The organism is Litoribacter populi, assembly GCF_007483685.1.
Classification (GTDB): Bacteria; Bacteroidota; Bacteroidia; order Cytophagales; family Cyclobacteriaceae; genus Litoribacter; species Litoribacter populi.
Map to the genome: position 1 here is coordinate 1876002 of NZ_VMKN01000001.1, position 18076 is coordinate 1894077.

Consider the following 18076-nt stretch of genomic DNA (forward strand, 5'->3'; position numbering starts at 1 on the left):
AATATTGTGTGATGTAGAAATGATTTGATGAAATGATTAAAATTATTACTTAAATTTATAAGATAAATTGTAGATAATGACATTGCTGTTATTTTACCTGTTTCTTGCTCTGGGTATTTCGTTTGTATGTTCCCTTTTAGAGGCGAGTTTATTGAGTATTTCGTCCTCCTTTATTGAAACCCAAATTCAAGCAGGAAAGAAGTATGCTTATCAACTAAAGGTGCTAAAAGAGGATATTGACAGACCTTTGGCCGCGATATTGAGTTTCAATACCATTGCCCATACTGTAGGTGCCGCGGGGGTTGGTGCCCAAGCGGTCAAGGTGTTCGGCAATGAATATTTTGGGATTATTTCTGCGATTCTTACATTTTTGATCCTAGTTCTTTCAGAGATATTCCCAAAGTCACTTGGAGCGGGATACTGGAGGCAACTCGCTCCTTTTATTGGAACCATGTTAAATGGAATGATATGGATATTATACCCAGTCGTGATTATGTCAGAAAAGCTGACCAAAATATTTAAGGGGAATAATGGCCAAACTACCAGTAGGGAAGAGGTCGCGGCCCTAACCCATATCGCAACCCAAGAAGGGTGGTTTGCTGAGAGCGAATCCAAAATCATACACAACTTAGTCAGATTCAGAACAATTCAAGTCAACCATGTCATGACTCCCAGAACAGTTACTTTGGCCCTAGACGAAGAGTTGAAGCTGAAGGAATTTTTTACCCGTAAAGAAGTGAGAGCCTTCTCCAGAATACCTGTGTATAATGGAAGTATAGATAATATTACGGGATACATTCTTAAATATGATGCTTTAGAGAAACTTGCTCATGACGAATTTGATGTTAAATTAAAGCAGTTAAAGAGGCCCATAACTGTAGTCCAAAACACTGATCCTATTCCCAATATATTGGAATTGTTATTGGGGAAAAGGGAGCATATCGCCATGGTGGTGGATGAATATGGCGGCATGAACGGTATAGTAACCATGGAGGATATTTTGGAAACTTTATTGGGCTTGGAAATCCAGGATGAAAGTGATGCTACACAAGACATGCAGGATTTGGCTAGAACACAGTGGAAAAGCAGAGCGGCAAAAATGGGGATAATTATACCACCTTCAGAAAATGAGGATTGAGGTTTTAAGAAAGAAGTTGGAAGAGGGCTGGCGAAAAAAAACATTCATGTAGGTTGTTGAGTTTTGCCAATATCTTCATAAATAACTATGGCCTCCAAAAATGTGAATATTGCCGCTAGCCTCATCATCATTTTTTTGGTTGTGGCCATCTTGTACCTCCTCAAGGGGTTGGTAGTTCCCTTATTATTTGCCCTTATTTTCGGGGTTATGCTCTTCCCAGTCTGTAGGTTTTTTGAAAAATGGAGGTTTCCCCGTGCTTGGCTTCAGTTGTGTCCCTAGTGTTAATGATATTGATAGTTGCTGGGGTGATTACCCTACTCGTTAACCAGGTAATTGTGATCGGTCAGGACGGGGATGATCTTGGTAAAAACTTTGTCGAGATATATGATTCCATTACAGCCTGGGTTGAAACAACATTTGGCATACAGCGGGGAGAGTTAACCTTAAGAGTCCGGGAAGAGGGGCAAAAAGCAGCATCTAATGCCGGAACTTATTTATTAGCCATCTTCGGTTCAGCTGGAGGGACAATTGCTAATTTTGTTCTAGTCCCCATCTTTATATTCTTCATACTTTATTACCGTGATTTTTTCAAGGAGTTTTTAATCCGCGTCAATAAAGAGGATAGCCCGGAAAGAACTAGAGAAATCCTAAAAGAAATCTACAATGTTATTCAAAGTTATTTGCTGGGGTTGATTCTTGTAATGGGAATTGTGGCAGTTTTGAACGCTGTGGGACTATTATTTATGGGAATCAAATACGCGTGGTTTTTCGGTTTTTTTGCAGCCGTGCTATTGTTGATTCCATACATAGGAATTACGATTGGATCCATTGTCCCTGCCCTTTTTGCTTTAGCCACGATGGATAGTTATTGGTATGCCTTAGGAATCATAATCTGGTTTCAAGCAGTACAGTTTCTGGAGGGTAATTTTATCACCCCAAACATAGTAGGAAGTCAAGTTCACTTAAATCCATTCTTTGCCATCCTGTCACTTCTGTTGGGAGGAATGTTGTTTGGATTGGCTGGGCTGATACTGGCTATCCCTATGATGGCAGTTCTGAGGATTCTATTAGGACTCAATGAAAGTACTAGACCCTATAGTTTCCTGATTGGGGAGCCGGAGAAAAGGCATTTGGGAAGTACGAAGGACGAGGTTGGAAGTACGAAGGGAAGGAAAAGACCGCCAAGTCGTCCAAAGTTTAAAGGAAAGTCGCATGGAGTTTAGTTGGAAATGAAAAGTTTGATACGTGCGAAGTCGGAGACATTCACACAACTGGTTCCCTAAGGCTTAAATGGCTGAAAATAACGATTGAATCTTGGCATACTTGGTACATGGTACCTTGTACTTGTACAAATTTTTGATCCCTGCCAAGTCGGAGACATTCGCACCTCGGGGCTGGGCAACCTACTAGATCCGTCACATCTGTAAAGTGCATATAGCATATATATGATTTATATAAACCAGTCAAAAACCAATGTTAAACCAGTGTTAAACCAGTGTAAGAACAATCTTTGATTGGTTTAGTATAGGTTTATTATATGTTAAATAATGGTTTTTATTTGGATTATAATTCTTTGTGATATATCTTTTGCCTTATTTTGTTTCACTTTTAACACACAACAACAATGGCAAGAGTAGACAGTACAACAGGGGCGCTCAGCGGGGTGCTCGGGGATATGGTTTTGGTAAGGATCGGGGATAAGATCTATGCGAGGAAGAAACGTAGAAAGATGACCAAGGCCGAAAAAAAGCGGGTGAGCGAGCCCAAGAAAAGCACCTACAACAGAATGGGGCAGTCACAGAGATTTTTGAAAATCCTGACCAAACCTATTGCTTTTGGCTTCCAAGAGCATATTGATGGGGCAAGGAGACCCTTTCATGTCTGCTTATCTCACACCCAAAAGAACGTGTTTAGACATGACGGCAAGAAGTATGTATTGGACCCCTGCCTGTTTAAAATTAGCTTGGGCTCTCTTCTTCCTCCTCAAGGCGTTCATGTGGAGCGCACACCTGAAGGACTACAGTTACAGTGGGAAGACAATTCCTGGGTAGGAAGCGCAAGGTCTACGGATGAGGCCTTTTTGGTTTTGTACAATCCCGAAGAGCAGCGGGTGAAATGGGAGACTGCTGGAGGCCAGAGAGCAGCAGGTGGGTACCACTGGAAACTTTCTGCTGATCAGCATGCCTGGAAGGGACACCTGTATTTGGCTTTTAGCCAAGTTAGCCTCTGGGACAGGAAATCAACCGTTTTGTCCGATTCTGTTTATTTGGGGTGGGTGTAGGTTAAGAGTATGCGCAGTCGGAGAAATTCGCACAACCGAGTATGAATTTAGGGTGGTTTTTACTCAATTTGAGGATTGGGGCCACAAGTGTTCCGGTGTGAGGAGAGATGTTTAAACTAATAATCACATAATATTATAATACCAAAAAAATCTTTCATGGACCCTCTGGGGCTGTTGATACAATTTTTCTTTTTATTGTCACAAGAATGAATCGCTCATTTATTTGTGTATTAGGAAAGAAAAGTGTTTGAATATAGGGATTTTATTACAACACATTAGATTATTAGTGGATGAGAATCAAAAAGAGACTTCCAAGGAAGCCTCTTTTTTAAAAATGTAAGCGCAATTGTGGTAATCTGTTTCGGTCTGGTTGTTGTCAACCCAACTTATGTTCTTTATATAGCCTCATCATCATGGACCAATTCATAGCGGGCAATGGATCTGTTGGGGCCAATGATGAATTTGACAGCTTTCACATTGTCGTATTCGGAATCTTCATCTCCAAGTCTGGCTGATTTGGAACCCGTAGTTCCTGGGAGTTTATTTTGAAATCGTTCATAAATCCATATGGAATTGAGCCCGTCTTTTTCAATTCTGTCAGGTTCTCCCCACTTCTCAATCAGTTCATTTTGGTTGGCACCAATCCATTGGCTCAGGGCTTTTCGGTTGGACATGCAGGAAAAAGTAAGCGATAAAAATATTGCTATAAATGATAAATTAATAAAGAAAGATTTGGGTGAAGGAGGACGCATAGTAATATTGTTTTACGTAAATAATGAATTAAATAAACAAATACAATTTTTGTTCCATTGGAGTGAAATAGGCGAAATAGAACAGAAATTGAATTTTGAGCCTCTAAAATAGGTATACGGAATGAAATTTATTAAGTTTGAAGTTTAAAATGCACAAATATTTTAATTTCGTTTAACCTTGAGTTCGATTGAAAGATGAGTAGATTTTATACAGTAGCCATATTATTAATGTTTTGCAGCTTTTCGGCAGTGGGGCAAACCCTTCAGAATTATGAGGGGCCTTATAGGATCGGAGAAACGGAAGAAGGGGAAGCGAAATTCACCTATTATACCGATGGGGAAGATGAAAGAGTGATCAGCGGTCCTTTTACTTATGAAAACCAGTTTTTTGATGAAGAGGGTAAGTTTGTGCAGCGAGACTTTTCTGGAAGTTATGTGGATGGACTTAAAAATGGCAAGTGGAATTATTCTGACAATGTGTTTGATATAAACATTAGATCAGTAACAGATAGGCTTCAAATTTTGGCTGACCTGAACGGATTCAGGACTAGATTGGAAGCCAACTATCAGGACGGGAAGGCCCACGGAAGCTGGGCTTTGTCAGAGCAGAAAATTGAAGATGGAAAAGTTGCAGGATTTTTTACCCGAATCCAGATGAATTTCAACGAAGGGCGAATGGTTGGAAGGTTTGCTTTCCAAGGTGAAGACGGAGAAGATCCAATCAAAATAGAAGGCAGTTTTAGTAACGATCATTTTTTCGACGGCACTTGGAGATATGAGTATGTGCTCGACAGTGTACCTGTATTGGAAACAAGAATCTACGACGATGGCTTTTTGATCAATCTTGAGATTGAAGATAAGAAGAACAACATCACCCTTTTTGATATTGAGTTTGAAGAAGTTCAACAGAAACTTGGTCAAGTAAGAAGGGGAGAAGAAGACCTAGGGTTCACCATAGGCGATACCTATTTTGGTTATCTCTTTGACGATGGTTTCCCTGATTTCTCTGAAGAAGAGGTGTCTCAAAAGGTGGGAAATGAGCTATTGTCCTCCATTCTTGGACAGTTTACCAATAAAGAAATGGCAGGGCTTCGTCTTTCTGGAGTTGAAGAACTGCAGGCAGGGGTAACCAGAAGATTTGAATACACTTATACCGAAGATGAGCAGGAAGCGCTCGAAGAGGTTGATCGGACATTGTCCCAATATATTTCGGACATCCAGAAATTTGTCAACAACACTTCATTGTCACTTAATAGACAAAGATCAGATTCCTTAGCTTTCACTTATAAGTATTTAGATAACACCTTGAATAAATTTGAGCTGTTGCAGGAAAATGTAAAACTTCTACAAAGCGAGGAATTCAAGTATCAAAGTCGTGAATTTTATTATGCAGATGGTATAGAAGGGATTTATCAGTACGATACGATTACCTATACTTATGATGAAGAAGAGCGGGTGAGGATTTATGATAATCGCGTATCCCTTGATGGTGAAGGTGTCATATTCAATATAAAGGAATATGTAGAAGGGAAAACAGCAATAGTTGACCAAATAGATCCTTTTGTAAGACAATCTATCAGGGAGATCGAAAGGGATATGGTAAGTCAGCAATTGGAGCAGGATATGTTGGTGTATATGGATAGTGTGACCGCAGTATTTAATGTTTCAAGAGGAATGACCCGGCCAGATGCAAACCAAATTCCTTTATCTAGAGCCTTAGTCACTTTATATGAAAGTTATCAGAGGAAGCTGGACAGCAAGATGCAGCGGTACAGTAATGCTGAGGGTTTTGAGAAAAAACAAGAGGCAGGGCTTGAAATAGTAGAGCTAAGCCAAATTTATATTGATTCGTATGAAGTGATTGGAAGGCTTCCAGAGCGACTTGAGACCTTGGATCAGTCCTATACCAAACTTTCCTACAATCCATACATGGACCGTTATGATATTCCTACTCGCATCAAGCGTAATATATACTTTGCCGCCATTGATCACTTGATTCCTCATTACAGGAATGCGATTTTGACAGCAGAAGACTACCGAGAGCTTCCTGAACTTACACGGGAATTGGACAGGATCTTTGACAGGTTGATTGAAATCTCCAAATTGGAGGATTCAGAGACCAGTACGATAGAAAGAAGGCTAAGAAGAGAAAGTAACCCAGACAGAATCAAAAGACAGCTAGATATTTAAGTCAAACCTATGCGAACCACCAAAAGTAAGCTGTATTTACTTTCAGTAATACTATTATTTATTTATGCTCCTCTACAAGCTCAAATATTAGACGATGAGGCCATTGGAGATAGACCTCCAAGGCAAATGTTTGATGAGAGGGTGTTGTATTCCAAGTTCATTTTCTTTGATTATTTATCAGATGCCAAAACCTGGTTTTACTATTTTGATATTATTCACAGGAGGCAAAGTGGATTAGAAAATAATAACCTAATTGAGCAACCGCTCAGAACTAGTATTAGGCCTTATATTGCTTATCAGTTTGGTCGGTTTACACGGGTTCATTTTAGCCCGGTAGCTTTGTTTATAAGTGATCCACGTCAAGGCCAGCCTAATGATGTTCAGCAAATAGGAGATTCAGAGTATGAGTTACGCTCGACATTAGAAATTACGCAGGATGCCTATATCAAGAAAGCAGGTAAAGAATGGATAAACATGACTCACCGTTGGAGGTTTGAAAGTAGATGGAGAGGAGTGGATGAGCCCATGGGCCCTGTGTGGAACTATAGGATGAGGCAACGTACCCGATTTAGAATCCCGATCAATGGAAAGCACTTCTATGATAACAACGTGATCTATACAGTAAACTATCATGAACTTCACATAGAGTTCGGGCCAAATATGAACTTGAACCACTTTGCGCAAAGTAGAAATTTTGTGGGATTAGGTTACCGGTTTTGGGACTGGGCCAGAGTAGATGTGGGCTATCTTCATCAATACAACTTTAGAGGAGATGGACGTACTATTGATATGTCAAGAGGTCCCATGGTGTATTTCTTCATTGATTACTTTTCCAAGCTTAGGATTGGAAGGGATAGATTGTAAAGTTATTAGACTAAATCAGACATGAATTTCATAAATCAGATTAAAATGATGGTCCTAATATTAGGATTGTCATTTCTTTATTCTTGCAGCAACATTCTTGAGTTTGAAAGCATTGATCCATGTATCAATGATCCAGAGAAGGTTGTAGTCCGCACTTGGAGCTCAGTAGATGGATTGGTAAGATATGACCAAGAGCGAATGGAATATTTCATCGTAGCTCGATTTCCAGAAGCCGATAACTTAACAGTATTGAGGACTTGCAACATTCCTTCAGAGTTCGCTTCAGATCAGGCTGAAATTCGGTTTTTCGGAAATGAATATTCCCCGCTAGTTGAAGAAACGGTAATAGAGGACAATCGAGAAGCTAAAGTAGTACCTTTTGAAATTACCTATATAGAAAGAGTAGTAAAAAAATAAAGCAATAAGTTTTGAGAATTAAAATAAAATATTTCGCGATCATCCTTGTTTCTTTAACAATAACAATGATTTCCCCTCAATCGGGTGTTTTGGCTCAAGGTGTCTCAGTTAAATCATTGGTAGGGTATAGAGTGGCAGGAAATGTAAATACGCCATCCGGTATCGTGCTTCCCAGAGAAGATTTCAATTTTCAATTGGCTGCTGAGTATGAACTTGGGAATGGGATTGGGTTTGATATTTCCTATATGGCAGGACCATCTGCAGTGAAATTCAGACCTAATCCACATTCGAATTGGAATAGATTGGGTGATATGAGTATTAGAAGTTTGATGGTAGGTATGGTTTATACTCATACTGCTGGCTTTCCTCAAGTCCGGCCCTTCGGTGCATTTAGGGTAGGGAGCTTGAATTATAATTCAAACACTCCTGAATTCAGTTCTCAAAGGAGTTTTGCTTTGAATTTGGAGGGTGGAGTCAAAGTACCTTTGACGCCTAGACTTGGCATTGTCACTCAAATATCGGCTTTTCTGCCGGTTAGGTTTTCAGAACGAAATTTTATGGGGCCAAATTCCTCTACACTGGACTTGACAGGCAGTCCAGGAATAAGTATGTTATTTGCGCTTAATTCAGGACTCTATTATAACTTTTGGTAGTGAGAGGTATATATAAGAAAATAGTATTATGTCTCTTTATTTCCTTCACTTCACTGGTGGGTTATGGACAAGAGATGGATTTTGAGTCTGGAGCTCCTACTCGAAGGATGTTTGATGAGCGAATGCTTTATACCAAATGGATCGTTACAAACTTTCTAACCGAGGATAAAACTTGGTTTTGGTATACCGATGTGGTGTATAGAAGGCAGAGTGGACTTGAGAATAATAATTTAATTGAGAATCCCCTAAGGTTTAGCGTGCGTCCTTTTTTTGCTAGACAGTTTGGCCGATTTACACGAGTTCACCTTAATCCCATAGGATTATTTGTGAGTGATGCTAGATTGGGTCAACCAACTGATTTGGGTAGCCAATCAGAATATGAGTTACGTTCCACTCTTGAAATAACTCAAGATGCTTACGTGAAAAAAGCAGGGAAAGAGTGGATAAACATTACCCATCGATGGAGATTTGAAAGCAGGTGGCGAGGAGTGGTTGAACCGATTGGACCAGATTGGAACTTTAGAACTAGATATAGAACAAGGTTCCGGATCCCATTAAATGGGAAACATTTCTATGATAACAATGTCTTTTATACCGTCAATTATCACGAACTTCATCTGGAGTTTGGACCAGGTGTACGACTTAACCAGTTCTCTCAAAATCGAAATTTTTTTGGCGTGGGATATAGATTTTGGGATTGGGCTCGGATCGATATAGGGTACCTTCACCAGTATAATTTTAGAGGTGATGGCATGACCATAGATATGTCACGAGGTCCCATGTTTTACTTATTTATTGACTACTTATCTAAACTTAGGATAGGAAGAGATAAGCCGAGATTATAAGTTTGCCATAAACCTACTTAATATCATAACATTTATGAATATTATATGTTGTAACATTGAATTTAACCCTAATGATCCAATGTTATGACACAAGTAAAAGTAGCTGTAATCTATTATACCAGCACTGGTGCTAATTATCAAATGGCCAAATGGGCCCAGCAGGGTGCTCAGGAGACAGGAGCAGAAGTGCGCCTGCTAAAAGTAAAAGAAACCGCTCCACAGGCAGCAATTGATTCTAATGAAGCCTGGAAGAAAACGCATCAGGAACTTCAAAACGAAACCAAGGCAACCGTGGACGACCTGGTTTGGGCTGATGTGATTATTTTTAGTGTACCTACTCGATATGGTAATGCTGCTGGCCAGTTTCAAGCCTACCTCGACCAAACTGGTGGTATCTGGGCCAATGGCAAAACCATCAATAAGGTTGTTACAGCCATGAGTTCAGCGCAAAACCCTCACGGTGGACAAGAATCCACCATTCAATCCATATACAAAACCATGTGCCACTGGGGCTGCATCATTGTTCCTCCGGGATATTCAGATGAATCTGTTTTCGGAGCCGGAGGTAACCCATATGGATGCTCGGCCACCGTAACCCCAGGCGGAGAGATTACTACAGATAACCTTCAGCCAGCTGTTGTTCACCAAGCTAAAAGAACTATTCAGGTAGGACAATGGGTGAAGGCAGGAATGGGTGGTTAAAGTTTATTGTTCCGCTAAAGAGCGGAACGGTTATAGTTTAAAAACAGGGACACTTGATTTAGTCAATTGCCCCTGTTTTTTTTCTTAAACCTTAAACTTTAAACCTTAAACAATCGACTATAACCCCCCTGGTATATTCGGGTCCGTTGATCCCAAGTAACCGATGCTTAAATGATTTTGTAGACTGTCTTGGCTTTCATGAACCAATACCAAGCCATCAAGACTAAGCCATTCTTCAATAGTTGTTTGCATGCCTTGAATTTGATTGACGTTGGTGTGGCTAAGGCCTTCTCCATCTATTGGGTTCAGAGTAATTACTTCAGGCCAATCCAGGTGCTCTGAGGCATTATTAATTGAAAGTGGGTAAGATCTACCTGCTTGGGTTCCTTCCACTTCCACTGTAATAAATATATCCCTAAGCAAGTCATTACTAATTCTCACTGTGCCCATCACTCCGGAACTATCTACTTCAACCATATCATAGGTAACCTCAAACTGGTCCGGTACTGGGTCATCATCTGTTTCACAAGCGGAAAAACTGACTAGAAAAATAAATAGGGGTATAATGTGTAAATACTTCATGGCGAATAGTTGGTTATTCTATATTAACCCCATTCAATTGTTAAGGTTTGATAGAGAGTAGATTTTGCTTCTTTCCTCTACCCACTTAAACCCTTAATCAGGCCACTGGCCTATTCAACCTTTTAACTAATTCCAGTATTGTCAATCAACCGGTGCTTAAACATGATCTGGTTGACAGATTTAAGCTCGCTGCCGACATTGGCGCCTTGTTCTTGAAGTTTGAGGAGACTGTCTCTATATGCCTGGAAGGATTTTTGGGCATTTTCTTTATCATCTTCCCTTAGATACAAAAGCCCAGCCTCCTTATCAATTTCAATCATGGGGCTTATAGCTAGGTTCTTTGCCTCATCGAGGAAACCAAGTGCTAAGGCGTTTGCTTCAGGAGTGTTGATAGTTTTACGGTAGACCTTCGAAAGGAGTAGATAGTCTTCCTCTGTGGCAAGGTGGTTGATATATAGCCTATCCACTAAATTTAAGGCATAATCATAATTCTTCAAATGATATTCCTGCCATGCAGCGTAGCTTATTGCTCCAGAAAGGTTGGCCAAAAACCGCTCGCTGTCGTTGTCGTAAATGTCTGAGTTGCTCGAAAGGTAAGTTCTGGCGATAGAGGCGGCGAGCTCAAACTGTTCTAAGGAGTATTTGGCTCCTATGTTTTGGAGTATTCCAGCAGAAATGAATTGGGCGGAAATACCAAGGTCCAAGGCATCGTAGGCATCAAAGTATGTCCCATGTTTGGAGTTGCTGTAGCCCATGGCCGCAGCCGAAGCAAAAGTGAACACATTGCCCCACATATTAGCTCTTCTTTCAGCTTTAATCGCTTTTTTGAAGTTGACCAGATTGTGTTCCAATACTACATTTGATACTCTTTCAGTAAGTAAGTTGACAAGTTCCTCCTCATTATTAATTTGGGCAAGTTGGGCCGTAGTTATTACGATCATGCCATTGTCAAAGGCAAAAGACTCTGGAGTCACTGACTTGATCACGATGATACTGAGGTTCCTGTGCCGGTGTTTAATGAGGTCTTCTGGAAAGATTTTGAAGGTCAACTGGTAGAGGTAGTCCATCAGCAGATCATCTTCAAAGATCATGTTGTTGTTTTTGGCGTTGGAAAAGTATTCCATGGCCTCTTGGTGGAGGTCATCCCGTAGGTCCTTATCCCAACCATCTTTCTTTATCTCTGCGCCACGGTTCTCAAACCAAGCATTTTCCCAGAAGTTGAAGTTAGTAGGAAGTAATTGAACGCGGTCTTGTGAAACGAAATAAAATGCCTGATTTTCTCCTTGGATAAAATACTGGTGTTTTTTACCGACAGGTTTTTGTCCATAGATAGGGATAGTGTCACCTACTCGATGTGGAAGGACCTCTCCTTTGACCACGCCCCATGCGGCAAGCTGGGCGAAGGAAGATTGGGAAATGATGATAAAGGCTAGGAAGGATAAAAGTGTTTTTTTCATAATCTGCTTTTTATATGCAGCTCTAAGATATGAAAAAAGAATTAAATAGTTTGGATGGTTTATCTTTAAACCCATCATCCAGGCAACAATTTCCCAAAGGGAAATTGCCCGATTCAACCCTTCAACTCCAGTTTTTCAACTCCCGATACACCAAATGCACTGGAAGTCCCATGACGGTGTAGAAGCTGCCTATGATCTTGTCGACCCCTACGTAGCCTATCCATTCTTGGATGCCATAAGCGCCTGCCTTATCGAAGGGACGGTAACGTTCGATGTAATAATCGATCTCCGCATCGTTGAGCTCTGCAAAATGAACTTGGGTCACATCATCAAAGCTGATGGTTTTGTGTTGATCCATCATACATACGCCAGTGATAACCCTGTGGATGCGCCCTGATAGGTTTTTGATCATCTGATGGGCATGTTCTCGGGAGGCTGGTTTTTCAAGGATCCTTTGGTCGGTAATTACCACGGTGTCAGAAGTGATAATGAGGTCATCCACCTTCATGCCGGAGCGGAAAGCTTCGGCCTTTTTCCTGGCGAGGTATTCCGCTACTTTTTCATGGGGCAGCTCGGGTGGATAGGACTCGTCGGTATTTTTGGATTTTACCTGAAATGAAATATCCAATCCTTTAAGTAACTCTTGCCTCCTCGGTGACTTGGAAGCTAGAATTATGTTTTTATCCAAAATCAACATGACCTAAAGACTGCTTATGGTGTTCACATTTTTTTCAAATAGCTCATAGGGAAACTCAAAGTCCTCCTGTAGGATGGAACCGAAAATCAAACCCGACAAGGCTTTTGGATAGAAGTAAGTGGATTTTTGGGGCATCACCGAACCACTTTCACATACCCTCATAACCTCCTTCATCGATATTTCTTTGGTGATCACGGCAAAATCCGCTTCTCCTTTGGAAATCTTTAGGTGGCAACGGCTTAGATTTCGCTCGTAGTCGATCTGGTCCGAGAATCGTTGTTCTTCCATTGGAATACCCAGAATTCTTTCAATGAAGAAGAAATGCAAAATAGAAAGATCTAGGTTTTTGACAGCATCCGGAAGGTCATGGGTGAATTCCACAAACTTTTCAGGCTTCAGTCTGATTTTATATGCTGCTTCGGTAAAGATTAGTCCAAAAGCCCACTGCTTGTGCAATATCAACTCCTCAATTTCCTGAGGGTCATTGAGAGTCTTGATAATAAAGTCCTTTTCCAAGCGGGAAAGTATTTCTTCTTCGGAAAGGTTAAGGTTTTGGAAAACCCTATGGGTGGGCAATATCCTCAAATCCTTAGTTTCTGCATTGGTGAGGTACATCATGTGATAGTTGTAAGCCTCATTTCCGTTATGAGAAGGATTGTTCGCCATCATCTCCTTGCGATAGGAGAGGGCCCCCTCATATCGATGGTGACCGTCGGCTAGTATGATTTTCTTTTCCCGAAGGGTATGGATAAACTCAGATATAATCCTGGCGTCATGTATCACACCTAGTTTTTCTCTAACGCCTTGATAATCCTCTATGTCGTAAAGTGGATCTGTTATGGCTTGGTCCATATACTTTTCGAGTACATGTTCAGGGTCAGTATATAACCCGTGAGTTGGGCTTGACTGAAAACCTGTTTCCTTCAAAAGTTCAATTCGGTCATTTACTGCCTTGGCAATAGTGTTTTCATGACGGAGTATAATTTTCTCGTCCCAATCATAGGCTTTAATATTAATGATAAAGCCTTTGCGGCACATTTCACGCTCCTGACCAGGGAGGCGGAAGTATTGGTAATATACATAGATACCTGGGATGCGGTCTTGCTGGATCACCCCATTACTTTTCCATGATTCCAAGGTGAATTTGGCCTGCTGAGCAGGGTTAGGACCTTTAGGTACGGAAAGGTGTATACTGTTGTGTGGGTTTTTGTATAAAGCTTCCCTTTGCTTGGGCGATACGACATCAAATAGCGGTGAAGACAGCTCCTCTATTTGGGAGTTGAGTCCGGTACTGTATCGCCAAGCTTTAATAGGTAGGATTTCAGCCATTTTTGAGTCTGTTTTTCCAATTGGAGTTTACACTTGCTGTGCCACTCTCCACTTTTTGGTGTTTGGGTTTCTGTTGTTCCAATAAAAATACACCTGCCGCTGCTAAGAGGTTCTGTTCTTCAGGAGTAAAAGCTTCTTCCAGTTTTTCAGGAGAGAAATGCTTTTCTACAAATTTGGTATCGAAATCACCGCTGACAAATGCATCGTGTTCCAACACAAACTTGCAGAAAGGCAAAGTGGTTTCAATTCCGGTGATTTGATATTCATCTATGGCTCTGACCATTCTGCCGATTGCCTTTTCACGAGTCTCCCCATGAGTGACAAGTTTGGCAATCATGGGATCATAATAAATCGGGATGTCCATGCCTTGTTCAAAACCATCATCCACGCGGATACCAGGGCCTTGAGGTCTCTGATAAGTCACCAGCTTTCCGATATCAGGAAGGAAATTGTTTTTAGGATCTTCTGCATAAACCCTCACTTCTACGGAATGGCCGTTGATTTTGAGGTCATCCTGTTGGAAGGAAATTGGCTGGCCTTCAGCGATTAGGATTTGTTCTTTCACGAGGTCAATCCCGGTGATAAGTTCGGTGACAGGATGTTCCACCTGCAGTCGGGTGTTCATCTCCAGGAAGTAAAAGTCGAGGTTTTCATCCACGATAAATTCCACGGTTCCTGCACCATAATAGTTACAAGCTCTTGCGACAGCTACGGCAGCCTCTCCCATGGCTTGGCGCTTTTCTTCGTTGACCACTGCAGATGGGGCTTCCTCGATCACTTTTTGGTGACGACGCTGTACGGAACACTCTCTTTCGAAAAGGTGTACGATATTGCCATGCTGGTCTCCCAACACTTGGATTTCAATGTGTCGTGGAGAAGTGATAAATTTCTCTATAAATACGGCTCCATCACCAAAAGCAGATACCGCCTCGGAAATGGCACGTTGCATCTGCTCTTCAAATTCTTCCTCGTTTTCGACCACACGCATACCTTTACCGCCTCCGCCTGCACTGGCTTTAATCAGGATAGGGTATCCAATCTCTGCTGCTGTCTTTTTCGCCTCAGGGATATCGTCGATTGCCTCTTCGGTGCCTGGCACCATAGGGATGTCATATTTGCTGACAGCCTGCTTTGCGGCAAGTTTACTTCCCATCACCTGGATAGCTTCCGGAGAAGGACCGATAAAAATAAGTCCGGCTGCGGTTACCTTTTTGGCAAATTCAGCGTTTTCGGATAGAAAGCCATAGCCGGGATGGATGGCGTCCACGTTTAGCTCCTTGCACACTTCAATAATCTTGTCGCCAAGCAGGTAGGATTGTGCAGATGGGGCAGGGCCCAGGCAGACAGCTTCATCAGCATATCTGACGTGCAGGGCATTACGGTCAGCCTCGCTATAGACGGCCACCGTCTTGATGCCCATCTCACGGGCAGTCCTCATCACCCTTAAACTTATTTCTCCTCTGTTGGCTACTAAAATTTTACTGATTTTGCTCATGTATAGGTATGCTTAAACTAAGAATCGTACGAATTAAGCAAATAATTATGAGCTTTAGAAAGAATATTTGATTTGTAGGCTTTTTTTTGTTGTAACAGTCAAAATGTAGTAGTTTTGAGCGTTTGTGGACTATATTGGGTCGACAAGGAGTTATTACCTAAACCTTTTAAAAGCTTTGGATATATTTGAGAAATTAAATACCAATCTTGGCCCGTTGGGCAAGCATTCGGAATTGTCAGAGGGTTATTTCATGTTTCCTAAATTAGAGGGTGAAATCGCCCCTAGAATGAAATTTAAAGGCAAAGAGGTGTTGACCTGGAGTTTAAATAACTACTTGGGTCTAGCCAATCACCCTGAAATTAGGAAAGCTGATGAAGAAGCTGCCAAAAGGTGGGGAGCAGCCTACCCTATGGGGGCACGTATGATGTCTGGCAACACGGATCTGCATGAGCAGTTGGAAAATGAGTTGGCCGAGTTTGTGGGTAAGGAAAAGGCTTATCTTTTGAACTACGGTTATCAGGGAATCATGTCTGCTATCGACGCTTTAGTGGACCGCAAAGACGTGATTGTATATGATAGCGAATGCCATGCCTGTATAATTGATGCGTTAAGAATGCATCTGGGTAAGCGATTTGTATATCCACATAACGATATGGATAGCTTTGAGAAGCAACTTCAGAGAGCTACCAAGTTGACAAACGAAACCGGAGGTGGTATCTTGGTGATTACTGAGGGCGTGTTTGGCATGACTGGCAACATGGGAAACTTGAAGGGCATAGTGGCTTTGAAAGAGAAATACCAATTCAGACTTTTGGTAGATGACGCGCATGGCTTTGGTACTATGGGAGAAACGGGTGCTGGTGCTGGTGAGGCGCAGGGTGTGCAGGATGGTATTGATCTTTACTTCTCTACTTTTGCCAAATCTATGGCTAGCATTGGTGCGTTCATCGCCGGTGATGAGAAAATAGTACATTACTTGAAGTATAATATGCGTTCCCAGATTTTCGCTAAATCCTTACCGATGCTGTTGGTGGAAGGAGCTTTAAAGCGTCTGGAATTGTTGAGAAATAGGCCGGAATTGAAGGCAAACCTTTGGAAAGTGGTCAATGCACTGCAGGAAGGGTTGAAAGAAAAAGGCTTTAACCTGGGTACAACTACTTCTCCGGTGACTCCCGTGGTTCTTAACGGTACAATAGGTGAAGCGGCTACCTTAAGCAAGGACTTGCGCGAAAACTATAATATCTTTTGTTCTGTTGTTATTTATCCTGTCATTCCTAAAGGAATGATAATTTTGCGATTGATCCCAACTGCCGCACATACTTTGGAGGACGTGCGTGAAACTATAGCTGCCTTTGAGGCCGTTAAAGACAAGTTGACAAGTGGGTTTTATAAAAAATCTGCCCTAGCGGTCTCCTTTGGGGAATAATTTTTATATCAAAAAATTTGGCTAGTCTGTTGTTTTATAAACATTTTACCTATATTCAACCAAAAATTAAACTTATCATCAACCAACAAATTAATTTTTATTATGAACAGATTTAATGAAATCAAGGATCTAGTAATGGGCATGGAAGCTGATTTTGAGAAATTTTACGACAAGAAAAATCAAGCTGCAGGTACCCGAGTAAGAAAGGGCATGCAGGATCTTAAGAATATTGCTCAAGATATTCGTAAGGAAGTTCAGGACATGAAAAACGCTGAAGCCAAGTAATAAAAAAGGTGACCAATCGGTCACCTTTTTTGTTTATCGGCCTACGGCCTAGTTTAAAGTTTAAATCTTAAACTTTAAGCCTTAAACCATCTTTCAAACCTTTTCCATTGCCGCATTGATTTTTTGGTCTAGTTCTTTTGATGCTCTTAAGAGTGGTAGACGGACTTGGTCACCACATACTCCTAGGTGCATAAGGAGGTTTTTAACTCCTACAGGATTGCTTTCGGCATACATGAGTGGATTAATTTCCAAAAGTCGAAATGTGGCCTCCTTAGACTCTTCTATGCTGCCATGGCAAATCGTTTTGAAGATGTCTGGGTAAGCATTGGCTAAAACAGAAATAACACCATCCGCTCCAATCGCTATCATGGAGGTAGTAAGTAGGTCATCTCCAGAAATCAATAAGAAACTATCAGGCCTCTGAGCCGCTATAGACATACATTGCTCCAGGTTGCCGCTGGCTTCTTTTATGCCTATGATGTTGTCATGGGCAGCAAGAGTAATAATGGTGTCGGCAGTCAGATTGGACATGGTTCTGCCGGGAACGTTATAAAGAATCACAGGTACAGGACTGGCATCGGCAATTGCGGTGAAATGCGCAATGATTCCATCCTGGCTTGGTTTGTTATAGTAAGGACTTACGGAGAGGATTGCAGAAATGCCTTTGAAATCTGTATCCTTGATCTCATCCAATACAGCTTGGGTGTTGTTGCCTCCAATCCCATAAACGATTGGCAGACGGTTGGCGGTAACTTCTATGGCATGCTTAAGTACACTTCTTTTTTCTTCTTTAGTCAGGGTGGCTGTTTCGCCGGTGGTGCCTTGTATGACTAAATAATCGGCGCCTCCCTTGATCAGGTGATTGATCAATTGCTCAGCTTCCACATAATTGATGGAGTAGTCTTCATTGAAAGGCGTTACCATGGCTACGCCCGTGCCTTTTAAGTTTTTCATTTCGTAATA

18 protein-coding genes are annotated in these 18076 nt (G+C 41.4%); 11 read left to right on the forward strand and 7 right to left on the reverse strand.

The window, feature by feature from the left end:
• The first annotated feature begins 76 nt into the window (after positions 1-76).
• The 3 genes from FPL27_RS08205 (at position 77) to FPL27_RS08215 (ending at position 3419) form a co-directional block, all read left to right on the forward strand.
• Complete coding sequence (locus FPL27_RS08205) at positions 77-1138, forward strand: CNNM domain-containing protein (RefSeq protein ID WP_143960631.1); 1062 nt, start codon at positions 77-79, stop codon at positions 1136-1138.
• 284 nt (positions 1139-1422) lie between these two features.
• Entirely contained in the window at positions 1423-2361 is a 939-nt protein-coding gene (locus tag FPL27_RS08210) for an AI-2E family transporter (RefSeq protein WP_185974329.1), read from the forward strand.
• 401 nt (positions 2362-2762) lie between these two features.
• Positions 2763-3419 carry a DUF6266 family protein gene (locus tag FPL27_RS08215; protein WP_143960633.1) on the forward strand — a complete coding sequence of 219 codons (657 nt, stop codon included), beginning with the start codon at positions 2763-2765 and terminating at the stop codon, positions 3417-3419.
• A gap of 395 nt (positions 3420-3814) precedes the next feature.
• Here FPL27_RS08215 and FPL27_RS08220 read toward each other — a convergent pair whose 3' ends face one another.
• Entirely contained in the window at positions 3815-4093 is a 279-nt protein-coding gene (locus tag FPL27_RS08220; RefSeq protein WP_143960634.1) for a hypothetical protein, read from the reverse strand.
• A 273-nt stretch (positions 4094-4366) separates the two neighbouring features.
• Here FPL27_RS08220 and FPL27_RS08230 point away from each other — a divergent pair, with 273 nt between their 5' ends.
• The 6 genes from FPL27_RS08230 to wrbA all read left to right on the forward strand — a co-directional run bounded on the left by FPL27_RS08230 (position 4367) and on the right by wrbA (position 9842).
• The gene (locus FPL27_RS08230) at positions 4367-6361 is read left to right on the forward strand and encodes a hypothetical protein (RefSeq protein WP_143960636.1); all 1995 of its coding nucleotides are present in this window, start codon (positions 4367-4369) and stop codon (positions 6359-6361) included.
• A 9-nt stretch (positions 6362-6370) separates the two neighbouring features.
• Positions 6371-7225 (forward strand): DUF2490 domain-containing protein, encoded by an 855-nt coding sequence (locus tag FPL27_RS08235; protein ID WP_143960637.1) that lies wholly within the window; start codon positions 6371-6373, stop codon positions 7223-7225.
• 45 nt (positions 7226-7270) lie between these two features.
• The gene (locus tag FPL27_RS08240; protein WP_143960638.1) at positions 7271-7642 is read left to right on the forward strand and encodes a hypothetical protein; all 372 of its coding nucleotides are present in this window, start codon (positions 7271-7273) and stop codon (positions 7640-7642) included.
• A 65-nt stretch (positions 7643-7707) separates the two neighbouring features.
• A complete protein-coding gene (locus FPL27_RS08245) occupies positions 7708-8295 on the forward strand; it encodes a hypothetical protein (protein WP_143960639.1) in 588 nt (195 codons plus the stop codon).
• Complete coding sequence (locus FPL27_RS08250) at positions 8295-9140, forward strand: DUF2490 domain-containing protein (protein ID WP_143960640.1); 846 nt, start codon at positions 8295-8297, stop codon at positions 9138-9140. The genes FPL27_RS08245 and FPL27_RS08250 overlap by 1 nt, the downstream gene beginning before the upstream one ends.
• Positions 9141-9224: 84 nt before the next feature.
• A complete protein-coding gene (gene wrbA, locus FPL27_RS08255) occupies positions 9225-9842 on the forward strand; it encodes an NAD(P)H:quinone oxidoreductase (RefSeq protein ID WP_143960641.1) in 618 nt (205 codons plus the stop codon).
• A gap of 117 nt (positions 9843-9959) precedes the next feature.
• Here wrbA and FPL27_RS08260 read toward each other — a convergent pair whose 3' ends face one another.
• The 5 genes from FPL27_RS08260 to accC form a co-directional block, all read right to left on the reverse strand.
• On the reverse strand, positions 9960-10424 hold the full coding sequence (locus FPL27_RS08260; RefSeq protein ID WP_143960642.1) for a hypothetical protein: 465 nt from the start codon (positions 10422-10424) through the stop codon (positions 9960-9962).
• Between the two features lie 122 nt (positions 10425-10546).
• Entirely contained in the window at positions 10547-11881 is a 1335-nt protein-coding gene (locus tag FPL27_RS08265; RefSeq protein WP_143960643.1) for a hypothetical protein, read from the reverse strand.
• A 121-nt stretch (positions 11882-12002) separates the two neighbouring features.
• Entirely contained in the window at positions 12003-12578 is a 576-nt protein-coding gene (locus FPL27_RS08270; protein WP_143960644.1) for a Maf family nucleotide pyrophosphatase, read from the reverse strand.
• 3 nt (positions 12579-12581) lie between these two features.
• Positions 12582-13907, reverse strand: coding sequence for a DUF1015 domain-containing protein (locus tag FPL27_RS08275; RefSeq protein ID WP_143960645.1), 1326 nt, complete (start codon positions 13905-13907; stop codon positions 12582-12584).
• A complete protein-coding gene (accC, locus tag FPL27_RS08280; protein ID WP_143960646.1) occupies positions 13900-15402 on the reverse strand; it encodes an acetyl-CoA carboxylase biotin carboxylase subunit in 1503 nt (500 codons plus the stop codon). Before accC ends, FPL27_RS08275 begins: the two co-directional genes overlap by 8 nt.
• A gap of 175 nt (positions 15403-15577) precedes the next feature.
• Between accC and FPL27_RS08285 the strand changes: the two genes are divergently transcribed.
• Together FPL27_RS08285 and FPL27_RS08290 are read left to right on the forward strand one after the other, a co-directional pair.
• Entirely contained in the window at positions 15578-16828 is a 1251-nt protein-coding gene (locus FPL27_RS08285; RefSeq protein ID WP_143960647.1) for an aminotransferase class I/II-fold pyridoxal phosphate-dependent enzyme, read from the forward strand.
• A 102-nt stretch (positions 16829-16930) separates the two neighbouring features.
• Entirely contained in the window at positions 16931-17113 is a 183-nt protein-coding gene (locus FPL27_RS08290) for a histone H1 (RefSeq protein ID WP_185974330.1), read from the forward strand.
• 93 nt (positions 17114-17206) lie between these two features.
• Here the strand turns inward: FPL27_RS08290 and dapA are convergent, their stop codons facing one another.
• Positions 17207-18067, reverse strand: coding sequence for a 4-hydroxy-tetrahydrodipicolinate synthase (dapA, locus tag FPL27_RS08295; RefSeq protein ID WP_143960649.1), 861 nt, complete (start codon positions 18065-18067; stop codon positions 17207-17209).
• Between the last annotated feature and the right edge of the window lie 9 nt (positions 18068-18076).